A 20,110-nucleotide genomic window follows, 5' to 3' on the forward strand; every position below is an offset into this window, starting at 1 on the left:
AAGTACAAAAAAGCACTTAATAAAATTCACTCTTGAAAACATTTTATTTTCATCAAATTCCTTACTATTATCCAAAAGAAGGTATGAATATACTGGAAATGTAAATGCTAGTACTATCCAATATTTCAATTCCCCAGTATTTCTAATTCCATCCATTATTCCATTCAAAATCGGAAACAATATCGCAAATAAAAAACCTTGTGTATATTTTTTAATATATCTCTTCATTTTTATCCTTCCTAAAAATAAATATTTATCCCTTCGTTCGGAAAATTTCCCATTGAATATTTAACCTATCAAATCTTAACAATATATTGCCTTAATTCATATATGTAATTTTTTCCTCATTCAACTAAACTGCCTCGTTAGTTGAATAAGAACTAAAGGCCTCTACTCTTGATTAAAATGCAATAATTTATATAATGGCATATCTGATTCTTTAAAACCATATTTCGTTAACATCATTTGCTCTATAGCTTTTTCAGGGTTCTCTTGATAAATCTTTATAATTACTTCACAAAGTGCCAAAGCTAAGTGTTCTGTAAGCATTTGTGCAAATTCACGCAGTATTTCTTTATGTTCATCTTTAACAGCTTCATCGGAGAAATATGTAGCAGAGACATAGTTTGCACGTTGGTCATCTTCTTCATAAATTAAATCTGGAATATCAAAATCATCAAATGTGGCAGGTCGAAATTCATCTAAAATGGCTAAAGCATAATGTTGGTCGCCAATTCGAACATCCCACACTTCAAAGTCCCTTAATCTAATTTTACGTTCAAAATAATCAATCAAACTAAAACGTCCCCTTTCAATTTATTTTACTGCTGGTAATCAATCAAAATTACATCTTCTTATTCAACTATTCTGCCCCGTTAGCCATCCATGTCGCGTACAATCAACACTACACCACAGAAAATGAAAGATTATTACGTTCTTTCATGGGAGTTGAATAAGGTACTATTTTACACCCAATAATACTATAATAAATTTTAAAAAATATTCCTAAATACGATTTTAATCACAAATAAAAGCTGAACTAATGCAGAAATTAGTTCAGCTTAAAAATAACTCGTTATAATGTTGCACATTTCATAAAGAATACTGATGTTACAAGCAAATTACTTTAACTCTTGACTTTTAATAAAATTTTATAGTCACCTTTTCACTTGTAAGTAGCAATTTAGTTATTGAATATTTGCTCGTAACGGTGGAAGAATGCCACTGTGTGCGCTCTTGTTAGAGAATCATTTGGTTTAAACTCTTCATTTGTTTTAGTAGTTGTTAAACCATTATCACGAAGGAATTTAATAGCTTCTGACTGAGATACAGTCTTACCATAATGCATTGAAACTAAGATACGAGCGAAGTTACCCCGTGTGATATCCTTACCTGCAATGGCTTGTTTGGATGCTGTGTTTGCACCTAGAACTGGTAGAGAGTATTTCGTAGCCAGTCGGTAGTTTACGTCACCATACCATGTAGTATTAGCATTCGTTGAAGCTAGTTCTGATGGTTTGAAGTAACGGAATAGGATAGTTAACATTTGGTTTTCCGTTAAGTTAGTGTACGGTTTAAGTAAGTTTTCGTACTTGCCTGTTGATGGGTTTTTCACGTTTAGGTAACCACTAATGATACCGATGTTGACTGCCCACTTAAAATCCTCAGCCCAGTATTGGTTTGCATTGTAATCAGCAAACTTTGATACATCAACGTTTCCCGTTGTTGGCGGTGTTACTGGAGGTGTTGGCGTTGGTGTTGAAGCTGAGTAGTTTAAATAACTTGATGCTACATACCCCTTTGTCCCGTCATTTCTTTTCACAGGATACCAAACAAAATGGTTTTTCTTCGTTGATACTTCTTCATATTCAAAAGGACCCGTAATGGTAACAATTTCGCCTTCACGTAAAGTACCCATAGAAGGACTATCAATAGAAGGTCTTGTCCTAAATTTTACGTTAGTTGTTGTTGCACTAACTTTCTGATTTGTTTTAAAAAAATACTTTGATTTTGTTAATGGTACATCAAATTTATAGTTCATCGCTGAAAATTTAATATTTTCCTTGCTGTTAGAATCATATTGAAAATGTTCGCGTTTAAAAGGCAGCACTGTTAAGTCTATTAATTCCAATTTCTCAATAATTCGAAGAATTCTTTCTTGATAGGCATTTGCATTTCTTTCATCAGTTGCTTGGACAATTGGACTATTTACTGGTTTAGTACCGTTATAAGCCATGATAGCGAAGTACCAATGTTCCAATACATCTCTTTCCCCACCGTTGATGCTAGGCAAATCCTTCCGCTTAAACATATTATCTAGAGTCTTTACACCAGCTTGAATATTATAGACAATATCGCTTTTTAGTTTATCTTGATCGTAGCCAGCTTGATTTGTAATTTGCATAATGCCAATTCCATTATCTGCTGTCACAATCGCTTCACCTTTACTATCGAAATGACGCCAATTTCCACTTTCACCTTCCGCTATTGCCTTCACAATTTCAGGTGGAACATTATAACTCAGTGCTGTTTCGGTTAACAAACAGTTCATTGTGGAATAATCAGGGTTTACATTCGATGCCGAATCATACTCACATGTATTTGCAATATTATTAGCTAATACATTTTTATCTATGTTTATAGATAGAGAGAGGGTACCAATGGCAATCACACTAATCAATGGTTTCAATATCTTTTTCATATGTGATTATTACACTTCCTTTCATATTTTTTAAAGATAAAAGATTCAGATATATATTATCATAAACCCAATATTTGAGATAGGGGTAATAGTCAACATTTCCTTCATTTAACATTTTTGAGCAATAAATGATAGCTCAAACATATATTGTTTAATTTTAATTCGGTGTAAATAGCGATTGTTGGATTTTTACTTTTTTGTGAAATAGGTAAGCTTCCTAAAGTCCATTGAAACAAGCCCAAGCAAAATCTATCACGCTCTGTAAGCTTTCTACGATTGTTGTTGTAAGCTGACTCAAAGTTGAAACAATTGAGTTACTTTTGGAATCTAAAAGCAACATACCAAAATGTCACCTTCGTACTTTAGTGGTATATAAAAAGAGGGAGGAATTGCCTCCCCTTATGTATGATTTTATAGGTATTGCTCTTAGCAAAAGAACCATCTTTCTTCGAAACCTTTCTATCAACCTCAATCAAACCTGCTAATTCTAAATTCTGAATCAATGCACGAATTCTTCTCTCATTTCACAAACAACGTCAATAATCTCATTGTTGAATACAGTTGCAGGAGCATAACCAAACATCTTGCTACGATATTTCAGATAACAGTAAATCATAAACCCATCAACCTCGATTTCATCACACAATACACAACGAGCAAATTCAAATACCTTATAGGTAATGTATCATCCCTTGAGAAAAATTAGACCTTCTTCTCCCTCTCGATTGTATTGTAGAAGTGGTTTCTTACATGTATATCGCCCACTATATCTTTTAAGAAATTCCTTCGATTGAGATTCGTCAATATCTGATAATTGTGTTACCTTAATACCATCTTTCCCTGTTTGGTCAGTGTATATTGCTTAAATTCTGTAACTCTTTCATATCTAAAAAATCTGCAATTGCAAATTTAAGCAACAAAAAACACCTCCTAGACTTTAACAGTCCAATGAGGTGTCATTACTTGAACACTATCCTAAATCAAACTTTATTCTCGAAATTAACTCATATACATGGAACGCTGATGATGAATCCATTTACGCATTGTTGTGAATAGTAATGCCATGATGATAGTAATTAAAATACCTTTCACAATGTTAAATGGCAAAATACCAGCTACGATCATTTTATATAGTGAATCACCTACAACAGGCTCCATACCTAAAAAGTAAGTGTACATAGGTAAAAATACAACATAGTTAAGAATGCTCATTCCTACTGCCATTACAATTGTTCCAGCAGCTAAACCTCCGACAAGGCCTTTAACTGTTTTGGAGCGATTAAATACAAAGCTCACTGGTAGAATAAATAAAATACCTGTTGCAAAGTTCGCGATATGTCCTACCGGTACTCCCGTTGGCGTGCCTGAGAAAACCCAGTCCAACACATTTTTAAATAATTCTACTAAAATACCGGCTACAGGTCCCATAGTAATCGCCGCTAGTAATGCTGGCATATCACTGAAGTCCACTTCCAAAAACGCTGGAAACGGCGGAATCGGGAAATTAAAAAGCATTAATAAAAACGAAATACTACTCAGCATGCCAATCGTAATATACGATTGAAGTTTAACATTTTTCTTCATTGAAAACTCTCTCCTCTTTGCTGATTCAATCTCGCAAGAAGAAAGGTTACGACCTAATCGATCATCATCATGAAAAAACCCTTATGCAAAAGAGCATAAGGGAGAATAGGCAAGATTAAAAAACGCCATTAACTAACTATTTTCTGAGCATACGCTGTGTGAAATCACATCGAAAAAACGCTCGTACATAGTTAAATTCATAACAATGAATGACGATCGTACCTCCATCTTCTCCCATCCAGACTTTAACTGTCGGCCTTGGAATCGCACCAAGTCAGCCATGCAAAAAATTTTTACACAGGTCGCGGGCTGAAGAGCCTTTCGTAAATATGCGAGCTAATATGTCCTAAAGGAAACATTAGCGATTTACAACTCTATTACCGCCGGTCGGGATTTTCACCCTGCCCCGAAGATGAATCATTATTTTTTTGTTTCATAGCCTTACTATAATGAATTATTAGAGAAAAGTAAATAGCTTTGCTTAAAAAAATTCCGATTAAACTTGTATGCTTTAAGCGCGTGAAAAGTAGCTTAAGTCCATATCCATCTCACCACCTATTGAGGTGAGAGACACTTCTATACAGGATGCTTTGCTTTCACTACAAAAAAATGGCAATAACAAGAGCATTCACGCACATATTGCGGCGAGAATGCTCCAAAAATTTCTTTATTCTATTTTTGTTGTTAGGCTGTTTATGGCATATAACGTTTATTGGCTCCTACAGGCTTTGGCAAGAATTTTTTTAAATCAAATCCTTCCCAGCTTTCCTGTACAACATTGTCTAGACGTATTTGTTGTTCAAAACTTGCGGCAGTAAGCATCATAGCTTCTATCATTTGAGTTGCACGAACAGTATCCATGGTCGTTAAATCAAGCGGCTCATCAAATGTAACAATAACACCTTCTGCTACTTCTTTCACAGTGTATGTTAAATTTTCCGGCACAACTGGAACGTATACATCATCATTTTTATTTCGCATAACGGTAAGCGCTTCTGTTACAGTGGAAAAAGTTTTACGAGTATCGGGTGATAAATATTCAGCTCCATTTTCATCTTTATATAAATAATAATTAAAATGATTTGAGCTTGTTAAGACCATAGGCTTACTTGACTCTTCATCCTTAGAAAATTTGTAGGCTGTACCATCAGAATTTTCAAACTCAACATCTTTATACTCTGAATCTGAGAATGTATCCTGTAAAGTGTCTAAATATTCATTCGTATCTGCTGAAGCAACATCATAATCATTTTTCTTCGGCAATACATGAACTAGTTTATCGCCCTTCTCCTTCAATTCTCCTTTATATGGATGATAGTTAGTAAAACCATTTGCTTTCTCATCAATTTGCGGCGCATACTTTTCATACATTTGTAATGTTGTAGGCTTTTTCTTCGGAAAATCAGTAGCAACTCGTTCATTTGGAATGATATACGTCATCGGTACGCTATTCTTATCACGATTTGCCAAACCAATATGAAACACTACTGCATCTGTTAAATCTTCCTCATAAACAGATGATCGTAGAGACATGATCCTTGAATGTTCTGCTACGATGTTGTTGGATTCCATCATCTTATCGTGGTTGACAGAGCTTTTCGCTACATGACTGTCTGGCGATGTTGAATATTGAGAGGTTTCAGGCGCATTAGCCTGGTCTATTTTTGCATCATTATGATTTAGCAACGTCGAGCTTGTAAATACTGTTAAAGCGAAAACTGCTGCAACACTCATAAAGATCGGCCATTTATGAACTTTCTTCTTTGTTGCTGTCTCTGTACTTTCTTGTTGTGTAGGATTACCGTGTTGTTGCTCTTGTGATATTATTTCATCATCTATTGGTTGTTGTATAGCTCCTTGAAGATGGGTATTATCCTGCAAGCGAGCATCTGTCAGTAATCGATTTAATATTTCTTCTTTCGAACGGCGGTCAGAAAGCTTAGGGGCATTATTTAATAGATGCTCAAGTTGGTCATCATCAAATTGGTTATGTGTCATTGCCATTTCGCCTCCTGTTCTCTAACCTGTTGTAGCTGTTGCCTTAAAAATTTAATAGCACGGTGCTGAGTAGTTTTTACCTTCGCTTCTGTCCAATCTAGTATTTGTGCAGTTTCTGCAATCGATAAATCTTGAAAGTAGCGCATAATAATGACCATTTTTTGATCACCAGTACAGTGTTCAAGCGCTGATTGTACCTGTATAAATTCATCACTGGCCTGCAGCACGTCTTCCGGTGATGGTGTGGTTGAATGCAGCTGTTCCGTTTCCCAATCAAAAAAATCAAGTGAATGTTTTTGGCGTACAGCCTGCTTTCTAAAATGATCAATAGCGACATTTTTAGCAATAGCAAAAAGCCAAGTCTTTTCGCTACTATTTCCTGCGAATTGATCATATGAACGCAATACACGAACATAAACCTCATGCGCTAAATCCTCAGCAAGTGTACGGTTTTTTACTAAATAAATAAGAAACTGGAACACATCTTGATGATATGCATCGTATAATCGATGGAACACGGAGTCATTCAAAGCACTCCACCCCCGTTCTCTTTATATTTGTCGTCTAAATGTCCACAGAAGTTACATCCAATTAATACCACTCTTTATTAGTATGAATCAAAAGGTAAATAAAAGGTGAAGGTAGTCCCCTCTTTCAGCACACTATCTACCATAATATTGCCTGAATGTGCCTTGACAATATTTCTAGCAATAGCTAAACCTAGGCCAGTTCCGCCTTTAGAACGTGTACGCGCCTTGTCTGCTTTATAGAAACGTTCAAAGACATATGGTAAGTCCTCTTGAGGAATACCATGCCCTGTATCCTGGACAGATATTTTGGCAAAGGTTGGCTCCTGCTCAACCTTCACTGTTACTGACCCTTCATCAGTATGACGGAGAGCATTATCAACTAAATTCGTTAATACTTGTTCAATTCGATCCTCATCTATACTAATCGAAGCTTCGTCATTAAATTCACTGTCAAATATTAGACAAACATGTTTCTCTTTTGCAACCTGTGCAAATTTTTGAGTAATACGTTCAAATGTTGAATTAATTGGGAGCTCATCCTTGTAAAGCGTCATATGCCCCGATTCCATACGCGCAAGGTCTAATAAATCTGTTACGAGACGGCCCATACGTTTCGATTCATCATAAATAATTTTTGTAATCTCATTACGTTCTTCTTGATCCTGTATAAAATCATCATCCATTAGAGCCTCTGAATAACCTTGGAGCATCGAAATTGGCGTCCGTAGCTCATGAGACACATTGGCAATAAAGTCTGAACGCAGTTTTTCTAAACGATGCTGTTCCGTCATATCACGAATAACCGCAACCGCTCCACGTATCGATTCCTCACTATAAAGAGGGCTAATCGTAAACGTATAGTAACTTCCATCCATCTCAATTTCTTCTTCAAGCTTATCCTCAAACATCAGTACATGATCGAGCATATGATAAAGCTCTGGCGGAATTGGTTTCGCACTTTGTGACCCCTTAGTAACAAACCATTTTTGCATTAAACGGTCCGCTGGTGGATTACTTAATAATATTGTACGGTCACGATTAAATGTAATAACTGCGTCTGTCATCGATGTTAATATATTGGAAAGCTGTTCATTTTCTTGATTGATCACTTCTAGATTGTGTTTCAATTGACGCCCCATTTGATTAAAGGCAACTGCAAGCTGGCCAATTTCATCATTTTGTGTAGTCGGCATCTTCGCTTCAAAATTCCCTTTAGAAATTTCAAACGCCAGCTCACGCATTTTACGTAATGGTGACGTAATACGAGATGAAAGGAAAAACGCAAAAAATGTCGTCAATACAAAGGCTATGAAAGCTGATAGAAAGACAATTTTCGTCGTCTCTTTCGATGTTTTATGCAGCGCATCTGGACTTTGATAAATAAAGACAGCTCCGTGCACAGCATTTTCCACATTTAGCGGGAAACCAAGCACAACATACGATTCCAATTTCTCTTCGTCCGTGGAAGAGGGCATCATCATTTCCTTAATAATCGGTTTATCTGATTGAAAAACTTCTTGGAACGATTTATTGGCTAAAATCATATCCTGTATTTCTTTTTTATTGACACCTTCCTGCATAGCGAAAGAAACTCTATCATGGTTAATAGCAATAAGTGCATTTGTACTTTCAGGTAAAATATCTTTTAATAATTCCGAAGTCGACTCTGCTGTTTCATTATCATCTATTATACTTGCAACTGTTGCTGCAGTTTGACGCAAGGAGCTTTCTGCTTGTTGCATATGGTAATTTTGAAGAAACTCAAGCATTAAAACCGTGAAAACAAACAATACAAATGAAACGAGAAGCAATATGGTTACCCATAGCTTCCCGACAACACTATTCCATATTCTATTCATTGACAACCTCAAATTTGTAGCCAACGCCCCATACAGTAACAATCATTTTTGCAGCGTTTTCAGATACACGGTTGAGCTTTTCGCGTAAACGTTTTACATGTGTGTCAACTGTACGTAAGTCGCCAAAGAAATCATAATGCCAAACTTCTTTTAGTAATTGTTCACGGTCAAATACTTTGTCTGGTGATTTAGCTAGGAAATAAAGCAATTCATACTCTTTAGGCGTTAAATTTACTTCAATACCCTCTGCTGTTACACGGTGAGCATCATGATCGATCATTAAATGTTGGAAGACAACTAAATCTTTTGAAGAAGAAGCATTTGTCGAAGGTGAGAATGCTTGTGAACGACGTAATATAGCCTTCACACGTAACACAACCTCACGAGGACTAAATGGTTTTACAATATAATCATCTGCTCCAAGCTCAAAGCCTTGTACACGATTCGCTTCCTCGCCTTTTGCAGTTAATAAAATAATTGGTGTTGCTGCTCGTTCACGGATTTCCGCACAAACTTCAAGTCCGTCTTTTTCAGGCATCATAATATCTAATAAAATACAGTGATACTCTTTTTCCAAAGATTTTTCGATCGCTTGTTCACCATTTTCTGCCTCGTCAACAAGGTACCCTTCTCGCTCTAAATACATTTTTAATAAGCGTCGAATACGATCCTCGTCATCTACTACTAATACTGAAATATTTTCTGACACTTTCACGATCCCTCTCTTCTAATCTTTCTCTACCTTCTATTGTACATGGTACAGCACATATTGAAAAGAAAAGAAAAGAAAGCCTTCTTGCCACAGCAAGAAGGCCTCTTCTTTCCAATACTAGCGACGTAAAAAATTTCATATGTGCTCAAAATCAACTTAGTCTATGCTGATGCGTATGAGTGTAAACCTGCAAGAATCAAGTTAACAGCAATTAAGTTGAATAAGATAATTCCAAAACCAATTAATGCTAACCATGCAGATTTTTCACCTTCCCAGCCTTTCGATAAACGTAAGTGTAGGAATGCTGCATAGAATAACCATGTAATAAGTGCCCATACTTCCTTCGGATCCCATCCCCAGAAACGACTCCACGAAAGTTGTGCCCAAATCATTGCAAAGATTAAAGCACCTAACGTAAATACTGGGAAGCCAATTAATACTGAACGATAACCAATTTCATCAACTAATTGTAAATTTACTCGTTTGACAAAAGGTTGGAAAATCGCACTAATTCGACGTCGTGCAATTAATCGAATCAATAAATATAAAACAGACCCTACTAATAATGACCACACAACCGATGTTAATTTCTTCGCATTAATGAGCGGAGGCATTTCTACTAACGGAGACATGCCATGTTCTTCAACCGCCTTATATTCATTCATACCAAATAGTGGCGGCATTTTGTATTCAATTTGACGTCCATTACCCTCTTTATCAACATAAGTATATGTTGAATCGTAACCCATCAAACTAAAAACAGATGTAGCAATTACGAAACCAAGGACTACAACAAGGAAGAACATTACCGATTCTAACCAGAAACGTTGTTTAGAAGGTTTCTTTAAATCAACTACTTTTAATAAATAAATTAGTCCTGCTACCGCACTAATTGCTAAAAGTGATTGCCCTAAAGCAGCTGTAATAACATGTATTGTTAACCAGTAACTTTGTAAAGATGGCATTAAAGGAGTTACTTCTTTCGGGAACATCGCCGCATAGGCAATTATTAATAACGCCACAGGTAATGCTACTAAGCCCAGAGCCGTCACGCGATAAATAAAATAAATCAAAACGAATGCCCCAACAATGAACATTCCAAACGCAGTCGTAAATTCAAACATATTACTAACAGGTGCATGCCCTGCATAAATCCAACGAGTGATAAAATAACCAAGCTGCGAAAGTAGACCTATAATCGTGACAACAATTGCAACCTTACCCCATTTTTCGGTATTTTTGCCTGTTGCATTCGATTGCTTTATCGAACCACCAAATAAAAAAGTCGCAACTAGGTAGGCTATGAATGCTACAAATAATAGGTTTCTACTTATGTCAATCAAACTCATAAGGTGTTGTCACCTTCCTTTTCCTTTGTGGATTTCTTGACATCTTCTGACGCATCTAACTGATCTTCATATGGTGGTAGACCAGCAAATGTAGTGACTGTATCTAAATCCTTTTTCATACTGAACATATTTTTATTCACATGGGCAGCCATCAACACTCGGCCATCAGGCTCCACCTGCAACCATAAACGTCGGTGGTTCCAATACGAGCCAATTACTACACCAATCATGAAAATAATACCGCCGACAAATAAAATTGGTATCGTACTATCCTTACGAATTGTAAAGTTTGATGAATTACGCGTCTCTACTCCTGTGAATTTCATTCTATATTTGTTTTCACCAAGTGGTTCAAAAGGCGGCTTCCTAATTTCTACAAAGCTTACTTCACCTTTTGGCGTTTCTGGTGTTGTCATTTTAAATATAAATGCTGGATTATTTGGTATTGATGTTTGTGTTTGTGGTTCACCATCTTTAAAACCAGAAAAATCTGGTGTATACACAAGAATCTGTACTGAAGAACCATTTCCTAAATCATATTCTTTTTTAGGATTCGTTAAATCAATTTCAATTTGTCCTAGTGAATCTTCTTCATTTGCTTTATTCACTAAATTAAAATTCATCTGTCTCAACTCATTGAGGCGATAATTCATTTGATACAGTGCAAAACTGTTTTCTTTTAACGGATGATTGACACGAATAGAGTAATCTCTCAATTTTTTAAGATTGTCTGTATCTCCAGGAAGAGCTCCGTCGGGTTGTTTGTATAATGTGATGTCTGTTTGATAGTTTTTCGCCATAGCATTGACACCTTGGTTTGCTTGCTCGTCCTGCGGCTTATTGTCATGGGTTTCCAAAATAAATTTATTATTTTTAATAAAATAGCCGTCCATCCCTGGTATAGCTCGTGTCTCACCTTCACGGATCCAAATCGTCTCATCCACATAAAAACCAGGTACTAAGCGCAGCATAACACCTGCTAAAAAGATAATGAGACCGACATGATTTATGTATGGGCCATATCGAGCAAAACGGCCGCGCTCTGCTAGCAATGCACTTCCATCACGACGAACGCGATATTTTAAGTCAGTCATTTTTTGCTCAACTTTATCTAGCGTTTCTTCAGGGTTTGGCACTTGTCCTTCCGCAACGATACGTTGACGCTTCATGAAACTTTCATGACGTTTAACGCGTTGATTTTTTAGAGACTTGTGTAATGGTAAACCACGGTCTAAACTCGCAACAATAATGGAAATCGCAAGCATACCCACTAAAATTTGGAACCACCAAGTGCTATACAAATTAGAAAGTCCTAAATTATTATAGAGTTTGCCCAACAAACCATACACTTTCTCATAATACTCCGCTTTACTAGGTTCAGGGGCATTAACATACATCGCTTGCGGTAGTATTGTTCCAATTGACGCTGCGACTAACGTTATAATAATAAGGGCAATCCCGACTTTTACATTCGAGAAGAAATTCCAAATTTTATCGACAATTGTTGTGTTATACGTTTTTGAGCGAATCGCCATTCCGTCGTAGCGCATATCAACAACTTTTGTTTGTTTACTTTCCTCAGTTAAAGGACGACCACATTTCTCACAAAGCTTCGTGCCATACGGGTTACTATGACCACAAGCACAAATAATGTTTTCCATAGTCATTTACTCCTTATTTCGGCTTCACTAATTCCATGTACGAAGCAATTTTTCCTTCCTCTATTTCACCAGTAATAATTTTGACTACTTTACCATCTGGATCAATAACAAGAGTTGCAGGTAAATTACCTACATTGTAGGTAGTACTAACGCTTTTCGTTTTGTCAATAACTACTGGGAACGTTAATTTATGTCTATCGACAAAATTTTGTACTTCAAAATCTGTTTGCGCAATATTGACCGACAATGTTTGTACACCCTGATCTTTAAAGGCTTGATACTGACGGTTTATTGCAGGCATTTCCCTCTCACAAGGCCCACAAAAAGTTGCCCAGAAGTTCAAAAATACTCCCTGCCCTTTAAAATCAGACAGCTTATGTTTTTCACCGTTTAAATCTACTAACGTGAAGTCTGGTGCTTTAGAGCCCACTGCTATTAACTCTACTTTATCCTTTGTTGCTGTTCCGTATACCGTGTAACCAATTGCTAAGACTAAGATTGCCAAAATAATGGTACGAATGACGAGACGTTTTTTCTTTTTCTCCAAGTTAATAAACCCCCTATCAATTTACGGCTTAGAGTAACTACAACTAACGCTAAGCTTTTCATACAAACATCCATATGTATAGATTTTACCGTCTAATTTTCAGCATTTACATGTTCACTCGTGCGTCAAACACCACCTCACAAAAAGTGGAAACGATTTCATCAGGATGCAACTAATCTAGGTTAGCTATTCTCACCTATTATAGCAAAATGAAACAGAAACGCTTAGCTAATAATTATGAATGATTTATGAACGATTTCACTAATAAGAAAGTGAATACATTGCTATTACACATAGAAGTATCACTTTCTCATAGAAAATGCGGATTTATCCGATTTTTCCTGTCTCCGCTAACACGCGCAATTGCTTCACTTCATGCTTTGTTAATTCACGATATTCCCCCGGAGCTAGCCCGAATAAATCTAAAAAGGCAAAGCGTTCACGTTTTAATTTTACTACTGGAGTACCGATCGCCTCGAACATGCGACGCACTTGACGATTTCGCCCTTCGTGGATCGTAATTTCACAGATTGCCTTACCTGCTTTTTCATCAAATGAAGTCATACTAACCATTGCAGGAGCTGTTTTGCCATCTTCTAACTTAATTCCTCGTTGAAGCTTTTTTAAACCTTCAATCGTTGGAACACCTTTAACACGAGCAATATATGTTTTGTCGATTTTAAATTTCGGATGCGTCAGCATATAAGAAAATTCACCATCATTTGTCAATAACAATAAGCCAGATGTATCATAGTCGAGACGGCCAACTGGGAAAATTCGTTGTGGGATATGCTTAAACAAATCTGTGACAGTTTTGCGTCCTTTGTCGTCTGTTACAGCTGAAATCGTTCCACGTGGTTTATATAGTAAATAATAAACCTTATCCTCTTTCTCAAGCTTCACGCCTTCTACTTCTATCGTATCTGAGTTGGATACCTTTGTACCTAACTCACGCACTACGACTCCGTTCACCTTAACTTTACCTTCTACAATCAATTGTTCTGCCTTACGTCTAGACGCCACACCAGCATACGCAATGACCTTTTGTAATCTTTCCATTCTTTCACCTCTAATTTTCTTTCACCTTGGTTTGACACCAAGCATTAAACCTCATTCGCACATTATGAATAAGGTTATTTTTCCCGCTAATCTGTGAAAATTATGTCATACTTTTATACATTATTAAAGAAAAACTAATTATGGATAAATAATTAAATGATTTGAAATAGTTTTTATCAACTAGTTTCTGGATAATTTGTACTTAAAATATTTAGGATTTTCACCATAGCGTGGGTTGTTTTCCGTTTCGGTTTGGCGCTTTTCTGGGGGGCGTACGATGAGCCGCTTGAGCCAGCAGATGTTTTTTGCTTTCGTCACAGAAAAATTGCCACAGGACGTGGCGTTCTTAGACTGAGCTCCTCTATTTCAGCCGATGTTTGAACACCCGCTAAAAAGGATGTTAAAACAGCATTCATCTCACCACCTAAAGAGATGGGAGAGACTTCTGTAGTTGACGCTTTGCTTTCGCTTCCAAAACACTTGCTGAAAGGAAAAACAAAAAAGCCCCATTATAGGCAGCATTTCAAAACTATTCATTGCCACTATATTTGTTTTCGATTTTAAGTCCATAGTTACTTAATTCTTTATTAATAAATTGCTTCGCGCTTGATAACTTTTCGGTTAAAGATGGTTCAATTATTGAACCATCCTGTATGTGAAAATCAATTTTTCTGGTAAACTGACACCGTTTTTTTCCACAATAGTCTGTTCAACCTTCACAATATCATAAACAAAAAAACAGCGAATCGCTTTTAACGATCCACTGATTCAACTTTTACTGGCACTGCATAGATACGCTCTTCACCTAGAAAGATGGACAGTACACCTTCCTTACGTTTTCTAGAAACATGCAAAACTTGCCTTACACTATCTTTTTCATCTTTATTTAGCTGTAAAAGAATTGGTTCCTCTAAACGAATGGAGAGGTTTTTATTGACTTTATATTTACCTTTTTTCACCACTGTTTCAAGGCTGTAATCTTGCCAAACCTTGTTGGCTAAACCCCGATGTACATTCCAGTCATCGGATTCATTCAAAGTGACGACAATACATGTTTGCCCGTCCTTTTGGAAGGCAGTTGCAAGGGTTCGACCAGCTACCTTTGTAAAGCCTGTTTTTCCGGCAAATGCTGAACCTTTAGCTGATTTTAATGCATTAACAGGTTGTTGTGTCTCATCGCCTATTTCGACGGCAACTCCTGACCCTTCTCGTAATAAACGGTGCTTATTTTCCCATAACATACCATTTTCAGTATTGGCACGATATAGAACTGTGGAGGCAATCTTTTTGAAAGTTTTATTTTGGAGAGCAATCCTCAACATTTCAGCAGTATCTCTCGCTGACGATAAGTGCTCATCATGGTGCAAACCGGACGGGTTCATAAATACTGTATTTGTGAGACCAGCAACAACAGCCCGCTCATTCATTAACTTTACAAACCCTTCTACCGATCCGCCGGCATGCTCTGCTAAAGCTGTTGCTGAGTCATTTCCTGAGCGAAGCATCAAACCATATAACAGTGTTTCTACCGTAACCTTTTCACCTGCTTGCAAGTAAATGGACGAGCCCTCAGCCGTTGCAGCCCTCGGTGAAATAACTACTTCATCTTGAAGATTGCTATTTTCAATAGCAACAAGTGCTGTCCAAATTTTTGTTAAGCTAGCGATTGGTAACCGTGCATCACTATTTGATTCAAATAAAACACGGCCCGTATCACCATCTAAAACAGCATATCCGCTACCCCCTCGTGCCAAACTGGTTTCTGGAAGCATTAACATTACCACGACTATCATGAACAATATTAAACGTACTAACCGAAGCAACGAGCCACTCCTTATTAAAAGTAATAGGAAAATATAGATTATATTTATGTTTCAAGATAAGTATTATACCAAACAATTATGCCCGACATAATTGCCACTGTCGCGCAGATAAACAATGCGTCCGGAATCGGCTTTGTGCTAAGGCCTGCAAATGTTTTTTGCGCGAAAGCGAAGCGGCAGCCGCAACAGCACGAAGTTGGTCACTCAGTCGTTGCCACAGGACGTGGCTCTCTTAGACTGAGTTCCTCTATTTCAGCGGATGTTTGGACATCTATAACTGTCGCTACGCTTTCGGTACAAGATATTTGCTGCAAGAAGTTATTATGCCTTGCTCATTTACTTTACTCCACTAAAGGTTTCTTGGAATTTCGTCATAAATAGATCTGTTTCTTGCTCTTGTTCAACTAACTCTTCTTCAGGTAAAGGCGGCATTTCATCCATACTATTTAATCCAAAGTAGTTTAAGAATTCTTTTGTAGTACCATATAAGATTGCACGTCCTGTCCCTTCCGAGCGACCAACTTCCTTAATTAGCCCTCTAGAAACGAGCGTTTGAATTGGTCTTTCACACTTCACACCACGTAAATCTTCAATTGCTACACGTGTAATTGGTTGTTTATATGCTACAATAGCCAATACCTCAAGTGAGGCTTGCGATAATGATTGAGCAGTTGGATTTTCTACTAATCTTTGAATGGTATCTGCTAAATCAGATTTTGTTATAAGTTGATATACTCCAGCCATTTCTTTTATAGTAACGCCTCTTGCTAAATCTTCTTCATATGTTGTTTTCAATACTTCCATTGTTTGTACGACTAACTCTTCCGGTTCGCCTAAAAGTTGTGACAATTGTTTAATGGTTAAGCCGTCGTCTCCAACAACAAATAATAAGGCTTCTATTCTACTCTGTAACATCATTGTTTTCGGCATCATCCCATTCCTCCTTCTGTAATGTAACTGTTAATTCTTCAAAGTTACCGTCTTGCTCTACGATGACGACCTGACGTTTCATCAGTTCAAGAATAGATAAAAACGTCAGAATAAGCGTTGGCTTATCTTCATAGGGAAAAAGCTCGAAAAATGATGCACGTCCACCTGTAGTTCGTAATGAATCGACAACTGAACGCATTTGGTCTCTCACTGAGCGTTCTTGCCTCGCCACAGTTGTTTTTAGTGGTTTCTTTAATTTTTTTCGACGCATTAGTTTTTGAAAGGCTCCAAGCATGTCATAGATGTTGACGTTCAGATCAAATAACGCCATTTGCTCATCTAATGCTAACTCTGATAAATCTGCCGGAGGCCGTGTAAATACCTGTGCACGATCTGTTTCAAGCTCTTGCAGGCTACTCGCTGCTTCTTTATATTTCTTATACTCTATTAAACGTTGCACCAGTTCTTCACGAGGGTCTGGGCCGTCGACTTCTAATTCGGCATCTTCAAGCTCACCTTCATGAATTGGCAAGAGCATACGACTTTTAATAGCTAATAATGTTGCAGCCATCACTAAATATTCACTAGCCTCATTTAACTCAAGTACCTGCATAGCATGTATATGGTCGATATATTGTTGAGTAATTTCAGCCATTGGGATATCATAAATATCAATTTCCAATCTGTGAATTAAATGCAATAATAAATCAAGAGGCCCTGAAAAGGCTTCTAATTTTACTTCATAAGACATTGTTTTACCACCCTGAGATTCTATGTTCTTTTAGTATAGTAGAAAGGAGTCCAAAATGCATCCACAGCATCACACTTTATTTATCGACTATTGTGCTTTTTTCAATGGAAATCAAGATTTTTTTGAATGCCATGAAGTCCTTGAGGAATACTGGAAGGATATTGCTCCATGTGATAAAATGCATCCTCTCGTTGGATACGTACAACTCGCAACAGGTTTATATCATTGGCGACGAGATAATTTTATTGGTGCTGCGCGAATTTTAGAAAAAGCACTTCATAATTTTCAACATAATAAAGGCCACATCTTTTTTGACGAAATCGACTACGAAATACTAATAACACAACTAACAGATTCACTTTCTGCTACCCAAAAGGGCAAGTCCTTTCAAGCATTTCTACTTCCTCTTTCAGCCATACTAGAGGAATTAGTTTTTACTCGCATACAGATTTTACCACCAAGTAACACTAACTATCTTCTTCATAAACATATGCTTCGAGATCGCTCACATATTCTTGCAGAGCGTCAAGAAAGCAAACAAAGAAAAAGCAGACGTCAATGATCGTCTGCTTCTTCATCGATACAATTTATACATTTTTGAACAATATTACGCGTTTCCTCTGTTGCACGCACACTTTCATACTGGCCAAGGTCTGCTACTTCCTGTAGCATTTCCTTCGCAACACCTTCACCTCTATAAGAAGGGACAACGGAAACATGTTGAATCATAGCTATATTATTACTGTCTGTTACAAGTCCAACAATGCCTACATACTCATCGTTCTTTTTCCATAAATATAAAACCCAATTATCATCATTTTCATAGGAGTGGATTGTCTCTTTGAGCTTTTTTATGTCTTTTTCGTTAGGCATAAACGAGAGTAGCCCCATTGCTATTTTCTCGAAAGCTTTTTTATATCGAATTAACATATTTGTCTATTCCCTCATTTTCTAGCTGTACATAATCTTTGACTATCCTACACGATTTGTACTTTTACCGCAAGTCAATTTCTGTCTTACGAACCAGGTCCGAGAATACCTTTAGACGCCAATACCCAATAGACAACGCCCCACAACAAAATAAAAGTTGAAATGGACGCTAGTAATACCCATTTGTTTTTTCTCATATTTACTCACCCTTTTTTAACGTTAGCGGGAGATCGTTTTGAACAATATCTTCATAACTTTCGCGTCGAATTGCTAATTGATGCTTGCCATTTTCTACAAATACAACTGCTGGTCGTGGCACACGATTATAGTTACTCGCCATAGAATATCCATACGCACCAGTACAGAAGATTGCTAGCACATCACCAGAAGCTGCTTCCTGAAGCTTAGCATCAATAATTAATTTATCGCCAGATTCACAAAGTTTACCAGCCACTGTATATGTTTCACTTTTCGATTCATTTGCTTTACTTGCAATGACCGCCTCGTACTTCGCATCATATAATGCTGGACGGATATTATCACTCATACCACCATCAACAGCAATATACTTACGAACATTAGGTACTGTTTTTTGTGAACCAATTGTATAAAGTGATGTTCCTGCATCGCCTACAAGTGAACGCCCTGGTTCAATCCAAATTTCCGGCATAGTTAGACCAAGTACAGTCGCTTTGTTCTTTACAACTGTAATCATATCCTCTACATATACTTGTGGCTCAAGCGGTGCATCTTCCTCAGTATAACGAATTCCGAAGCCCCCTCCTAAGTTTAACACAGTACATGTAAAATCGTGAGTTTTCTTCCAATCAGAAATCTTATCAATTAGTTTTTCTCCTGCTAAGCCAAAGCCCGCTGTATCAAAAATTTGTGAGCCGATATGGCAGTGTAATCCTAGAAGCTCTAAGTATTCATGGTTAAAAGTTTGTTGGAAAGCTTCATCTGCTTGACCATTATTTAAGTCGAAGCCAAATTTAGAATCCGCTTGACCTGTCGTAATGAAATCATGCGTATGTGCCTCAACACCTGGTGTGACACGTAGTAAAATACGCATTTTTTGTTGCCGGCGCTCTGAGATTTCTTGTAAAAGTTGAATTTCATAGAAATTATCCACGACTATACAACCGATTTTCGAGTCAAAGGCTAATTCTAATTCCGCAATGCTCTTATTATTACCATGGAAATGAATGCGCGCTGTAGGGAAACCAGCTTTTAAAGCTGTAAATAATTCTCCACCAGAGACCACATCTAAAGAAAGATTTTCTTCTGCCGCTAATTGGTACACAGCTACACATGCAAATGCTTTTGAAGCATAAGCTACTTCTGCTTTTACACCTAGTTTTTTAAACGTGTCAATAAAGCCGCGTGCACGCTTCCTAATAAGCGCTGTATCATACACAAATAAAGGTGTACCATACTCTTTTGCAAGCTTTAATGTATCTACCTGTCCAATCGTTAAATGACCATCTTCAGAAATCGCTTGTGTTCCATAAAAATGCATGTGCATCTCTCCCTTTTCACAACGTTCCATCTTATGATAAATTGCTCCCCATTTTTAGTAAGGATATAGGCAATCTTAGCCTACAATCCAATCCTTATTTTAGAGATGTATTGCTTCATTCAAGAAGGGTTCAAACAGTACACGGGAGCTAATATCA

Annotated in this window: 18 protein-coding genes and 1 riboswitch; of the genes, 1 reads left to right on the forward strand and 17 read right to left on the reverse strand. The window is 37.1% G+C overall.

Going from position 1 to position 20,110, the window contains the following annotated elements:
- The 15 genes from C7Y47_RS25210 to C7Y47_RS02350 form a co-directional block, all read right to left on the reverse strand.
- On the reverse strand, window positions 1–228 hold a 228-nt coding region (locus tag C7Y47_RS25210; RefSeq protein WP_221887662.1), incomplete at its 3' end, for a hypothetical protein.
- Window positions 229–390: 162 nt separating this feature from the next.
- Window positions 391–795 (reverse strand): hypothetical protein, encoded by a 405-nt coding sequence (locus C7Y47_RS02285; protein ID WP_142507301.1) that lies wholly within the window; start codon window positions 793–795, stop codon window positions 391–393.
- 388 nt (window positions 796–1,183) lie between these two features.
- On the reverse strand, window positions 1,184–2,701 hold the full coding sequence (locus C7Y47_RS02290) for an SH3 domain-containing protein (protein WP_142507302.1): 1,518 nt from the start codon (window positions 2,699–2,701) through the stop codon (window positions 1,184–1,186).
- Between the two features lie 999 nt (window positions 2,702–3,700).
- A complete protein-coding gene (locus C7Y47_RS02295; RefSeq protein ID WP_142507303.1) occupies window positions 3,701–4,285 on the reverse strand; it encodes an ECF transporter S component in 585 nt (194 codons plus the stop codon).
- A gap of 222 nt (window positions 4,286–4,507) precedes the next feature.
- Window positions 4,508–4,703, reverse strand: a riboswitch (FMN riboswitch).
- A gap of 275 nt (window positions 4,704–4,978) precedes the next feature.
- Window positions 4,979–6,283, reverse strand: coding sequence for an RNA polymerase subunit sigma (locus tag C7Y47_RS02300; protein WP_142507304.1), 1,305 nt, complete (start codon window positions 6,281–6,283; stop codon window positions 4,979–4,981).
- The gene (gene sigX / locus C7Y47_RS02305) at window positions 6,280–6,813 is read right to left on the reverse strand and encodes an RNA polymerase sigma factor SigX (protein ID WP_142507305.1); all 534 of its coding nucleotides are present in this window, start codon (window positions 6,811–6,813) and stop codon (window positions 6,280–6,282) included. Before sigX ends, C7Y47_RS02300 begins: the two co-directional genes overlap by 4 nt.
- 77 nt (window positions 6,814–6,890) lie before the next feature.
- Complete coding sequence (locus tag C7Y47_RS02310; protein WP_142507306.1) at window positions 6,891–8,672, reverse strand: ATP-binding protein; 1,782 nt, start codon at window positions 8,670–8,672, stop codon at window positions 6,891–6,893.
- The gene (locus C7Y47_RS02315; protein WP_049668637.1) at window positions 8,665–9,381 is read right to left on the reverse strand and encodes a response regulator transcription factor; all 717 of its coding nucleotides are present in this window, start codon (window positions 9,379–9,381) and stop codon (window positions 8,665–8,667) included. The genes C7Y47_RS02310 and C7Y47_RS02315 overlap by 8 nt, the downstream gene beginning before the upstream one ends.
- A gap of 164 nt (window positions 9,382–9,545) precedes the next feature.
- Window positions 9,546–10,733, reverse strand: coding sequence for a c-type cytochrome biogenesis protein CcsB (gene ccsB / locus C7Y47_RS02320; RefSeq protein WP_142507307.1), 1,188 nt, complete (start codon window positions 10,731–10,733; stop codon window positions 9,546–9,548).
- Window positions 10,730–12,394 (reverse strand): cytochrome c biogenesis protein ResB, encoded by a 1,665-nt coding sequence (gene resB / locus C7Y47_RS02325; protein ID WP_142507308.1) that lies wholly within the window; start codon window positions 12,392–12,394, stop codon window positions 10,730–10,732. Before resB ends, ccsB begins: the two co-directional genes overlap by 4 nt.
- Before the next feature lie 13 nt (window positions 12,395–12,407).
- Window positions 12,408–12,941: a thiol-disulfide oxidoreductase ResA gene (gene resA, locus C7Y47_RS02330; protein ID WP_142507309.1), complete on the reverse strand. Its 534-nt coding sequence runs from the start codon at window positions 12,939–12,941 to the stop codon at window positions 12,408–12,410.
- Window positions 12,942–13,268: 327 nt separating this feature from the next.
- The gene (locus C7Y47_RS02335; RefSeq protein ID WP_132363137.1) at window positions 13,269–14,000 is read right to left on the reverse strand and encodes a pseudouridine synthase; all 732 of its coding nucleotides are present in this window, start codon (window positions 13,998–14,000) and stop codon (window positions 13,269–13,271) included.
- A 752-nt stretch (window positions 14,001–14,752) separates the two neighbouring features.
- The gene (locus C7Y47_RS02340) at window positions 14,753–15,823 is read right to left on the reverse strand and encodes a D-alanyl-D-alanine carboxypeptidase family protein (protein ID WP_142507310.1); all 1,071 of its coding nucleotides are present in this window, start codon (window positions 15,821–15,823) and stop codon (window positions 14,753–14,755) included.
- 336 nt (window positions 15,824–16,159) lie between these two features.
- Complete coding sequence (gene scpB, locus C7Y47_RS02345) at window positions 16,160–16,753, reverse strand: SMC-Scp complex subunit ScpB (RefSeq protein ID WP_142507621.1); 594 nt, start codon at window positions 16,751–16,753, stop codon at window positions 16,160–16,162.
- On the reverse strand, window positions 16,725–17,504 hold the full coding sequence (locus C7Y47_RS02350) for a segregation/condensation protein A (protein WP_142507311.1): 780 nt from the start codon (window positions 17,502–17,504) through the stop codon (window positions 16,725–16,727). The genes scpB and C7Y47_RS02350 overlap by 29 nt, the downstream gene beginning before the upstream one ends.
- A gap of 55 nt (window positions 17,505–17,559) precedes the next feature.
- Here C7Y47_RS02350 and C7Y47_RS02355 point away from each other — a divergent pair, with 55 nt between their 5' ends.
- Entirely contained in the window at window positions 17,560–18,066 is a 507-nt protein-coding gene (locus C7Y47_RS02355) for a DUF309 domain-containing protein (protein WP_142507312.1), read from the forward strand.
- Here C7Y47_RS02355 and C7Y47_RS02360 read toward each other — a convergent pair.
- Both C7Y47_RS02360 and lysA read right to left on the reverse strand, forming a co-directional pair.
- Complete coding sequence (locus C7Y47_RS02360; protein WP_132363147.1) at window positions 18,060–18,434, reverse strand: GNAT family N-acetyltransferase; 375 nt, start codon at window positions 18,432–18,434, stop codon at window positions 18,060–18,062. The two genes, C7Y47_RS02355 and C7Y47_RS02360, sit on opposite strands and share 7 nt — an antisense overlap.
- Before the next feature lie 199 nt (window positions 18,435–18,633).
- The gene (lysA, locus tag C7Y47_RS02365; RefSeq protein ID WP_142507313.1) at window positions 18,634–19,953 is read right to left on the reverse strand and encodes a diaminopimelate decarboxylase; all 1,320 of its coding nucleotides are present in this window, start codon (window positions 19,951–19,953) and stop codon (window positions 18,634–18,636) included.
- Window positions 19,954–20,110: the final 157 nt, after the last annotated feature.

Origin of the sequence: Lysinibacillus sphaericus, assembly GCF_006864135.1 — a bacterium.
Classification (GTDB): Bacteria; Bacillota; Bacilli; order Bacillales_A; family Planococcaceae; genus Lysinibacillus.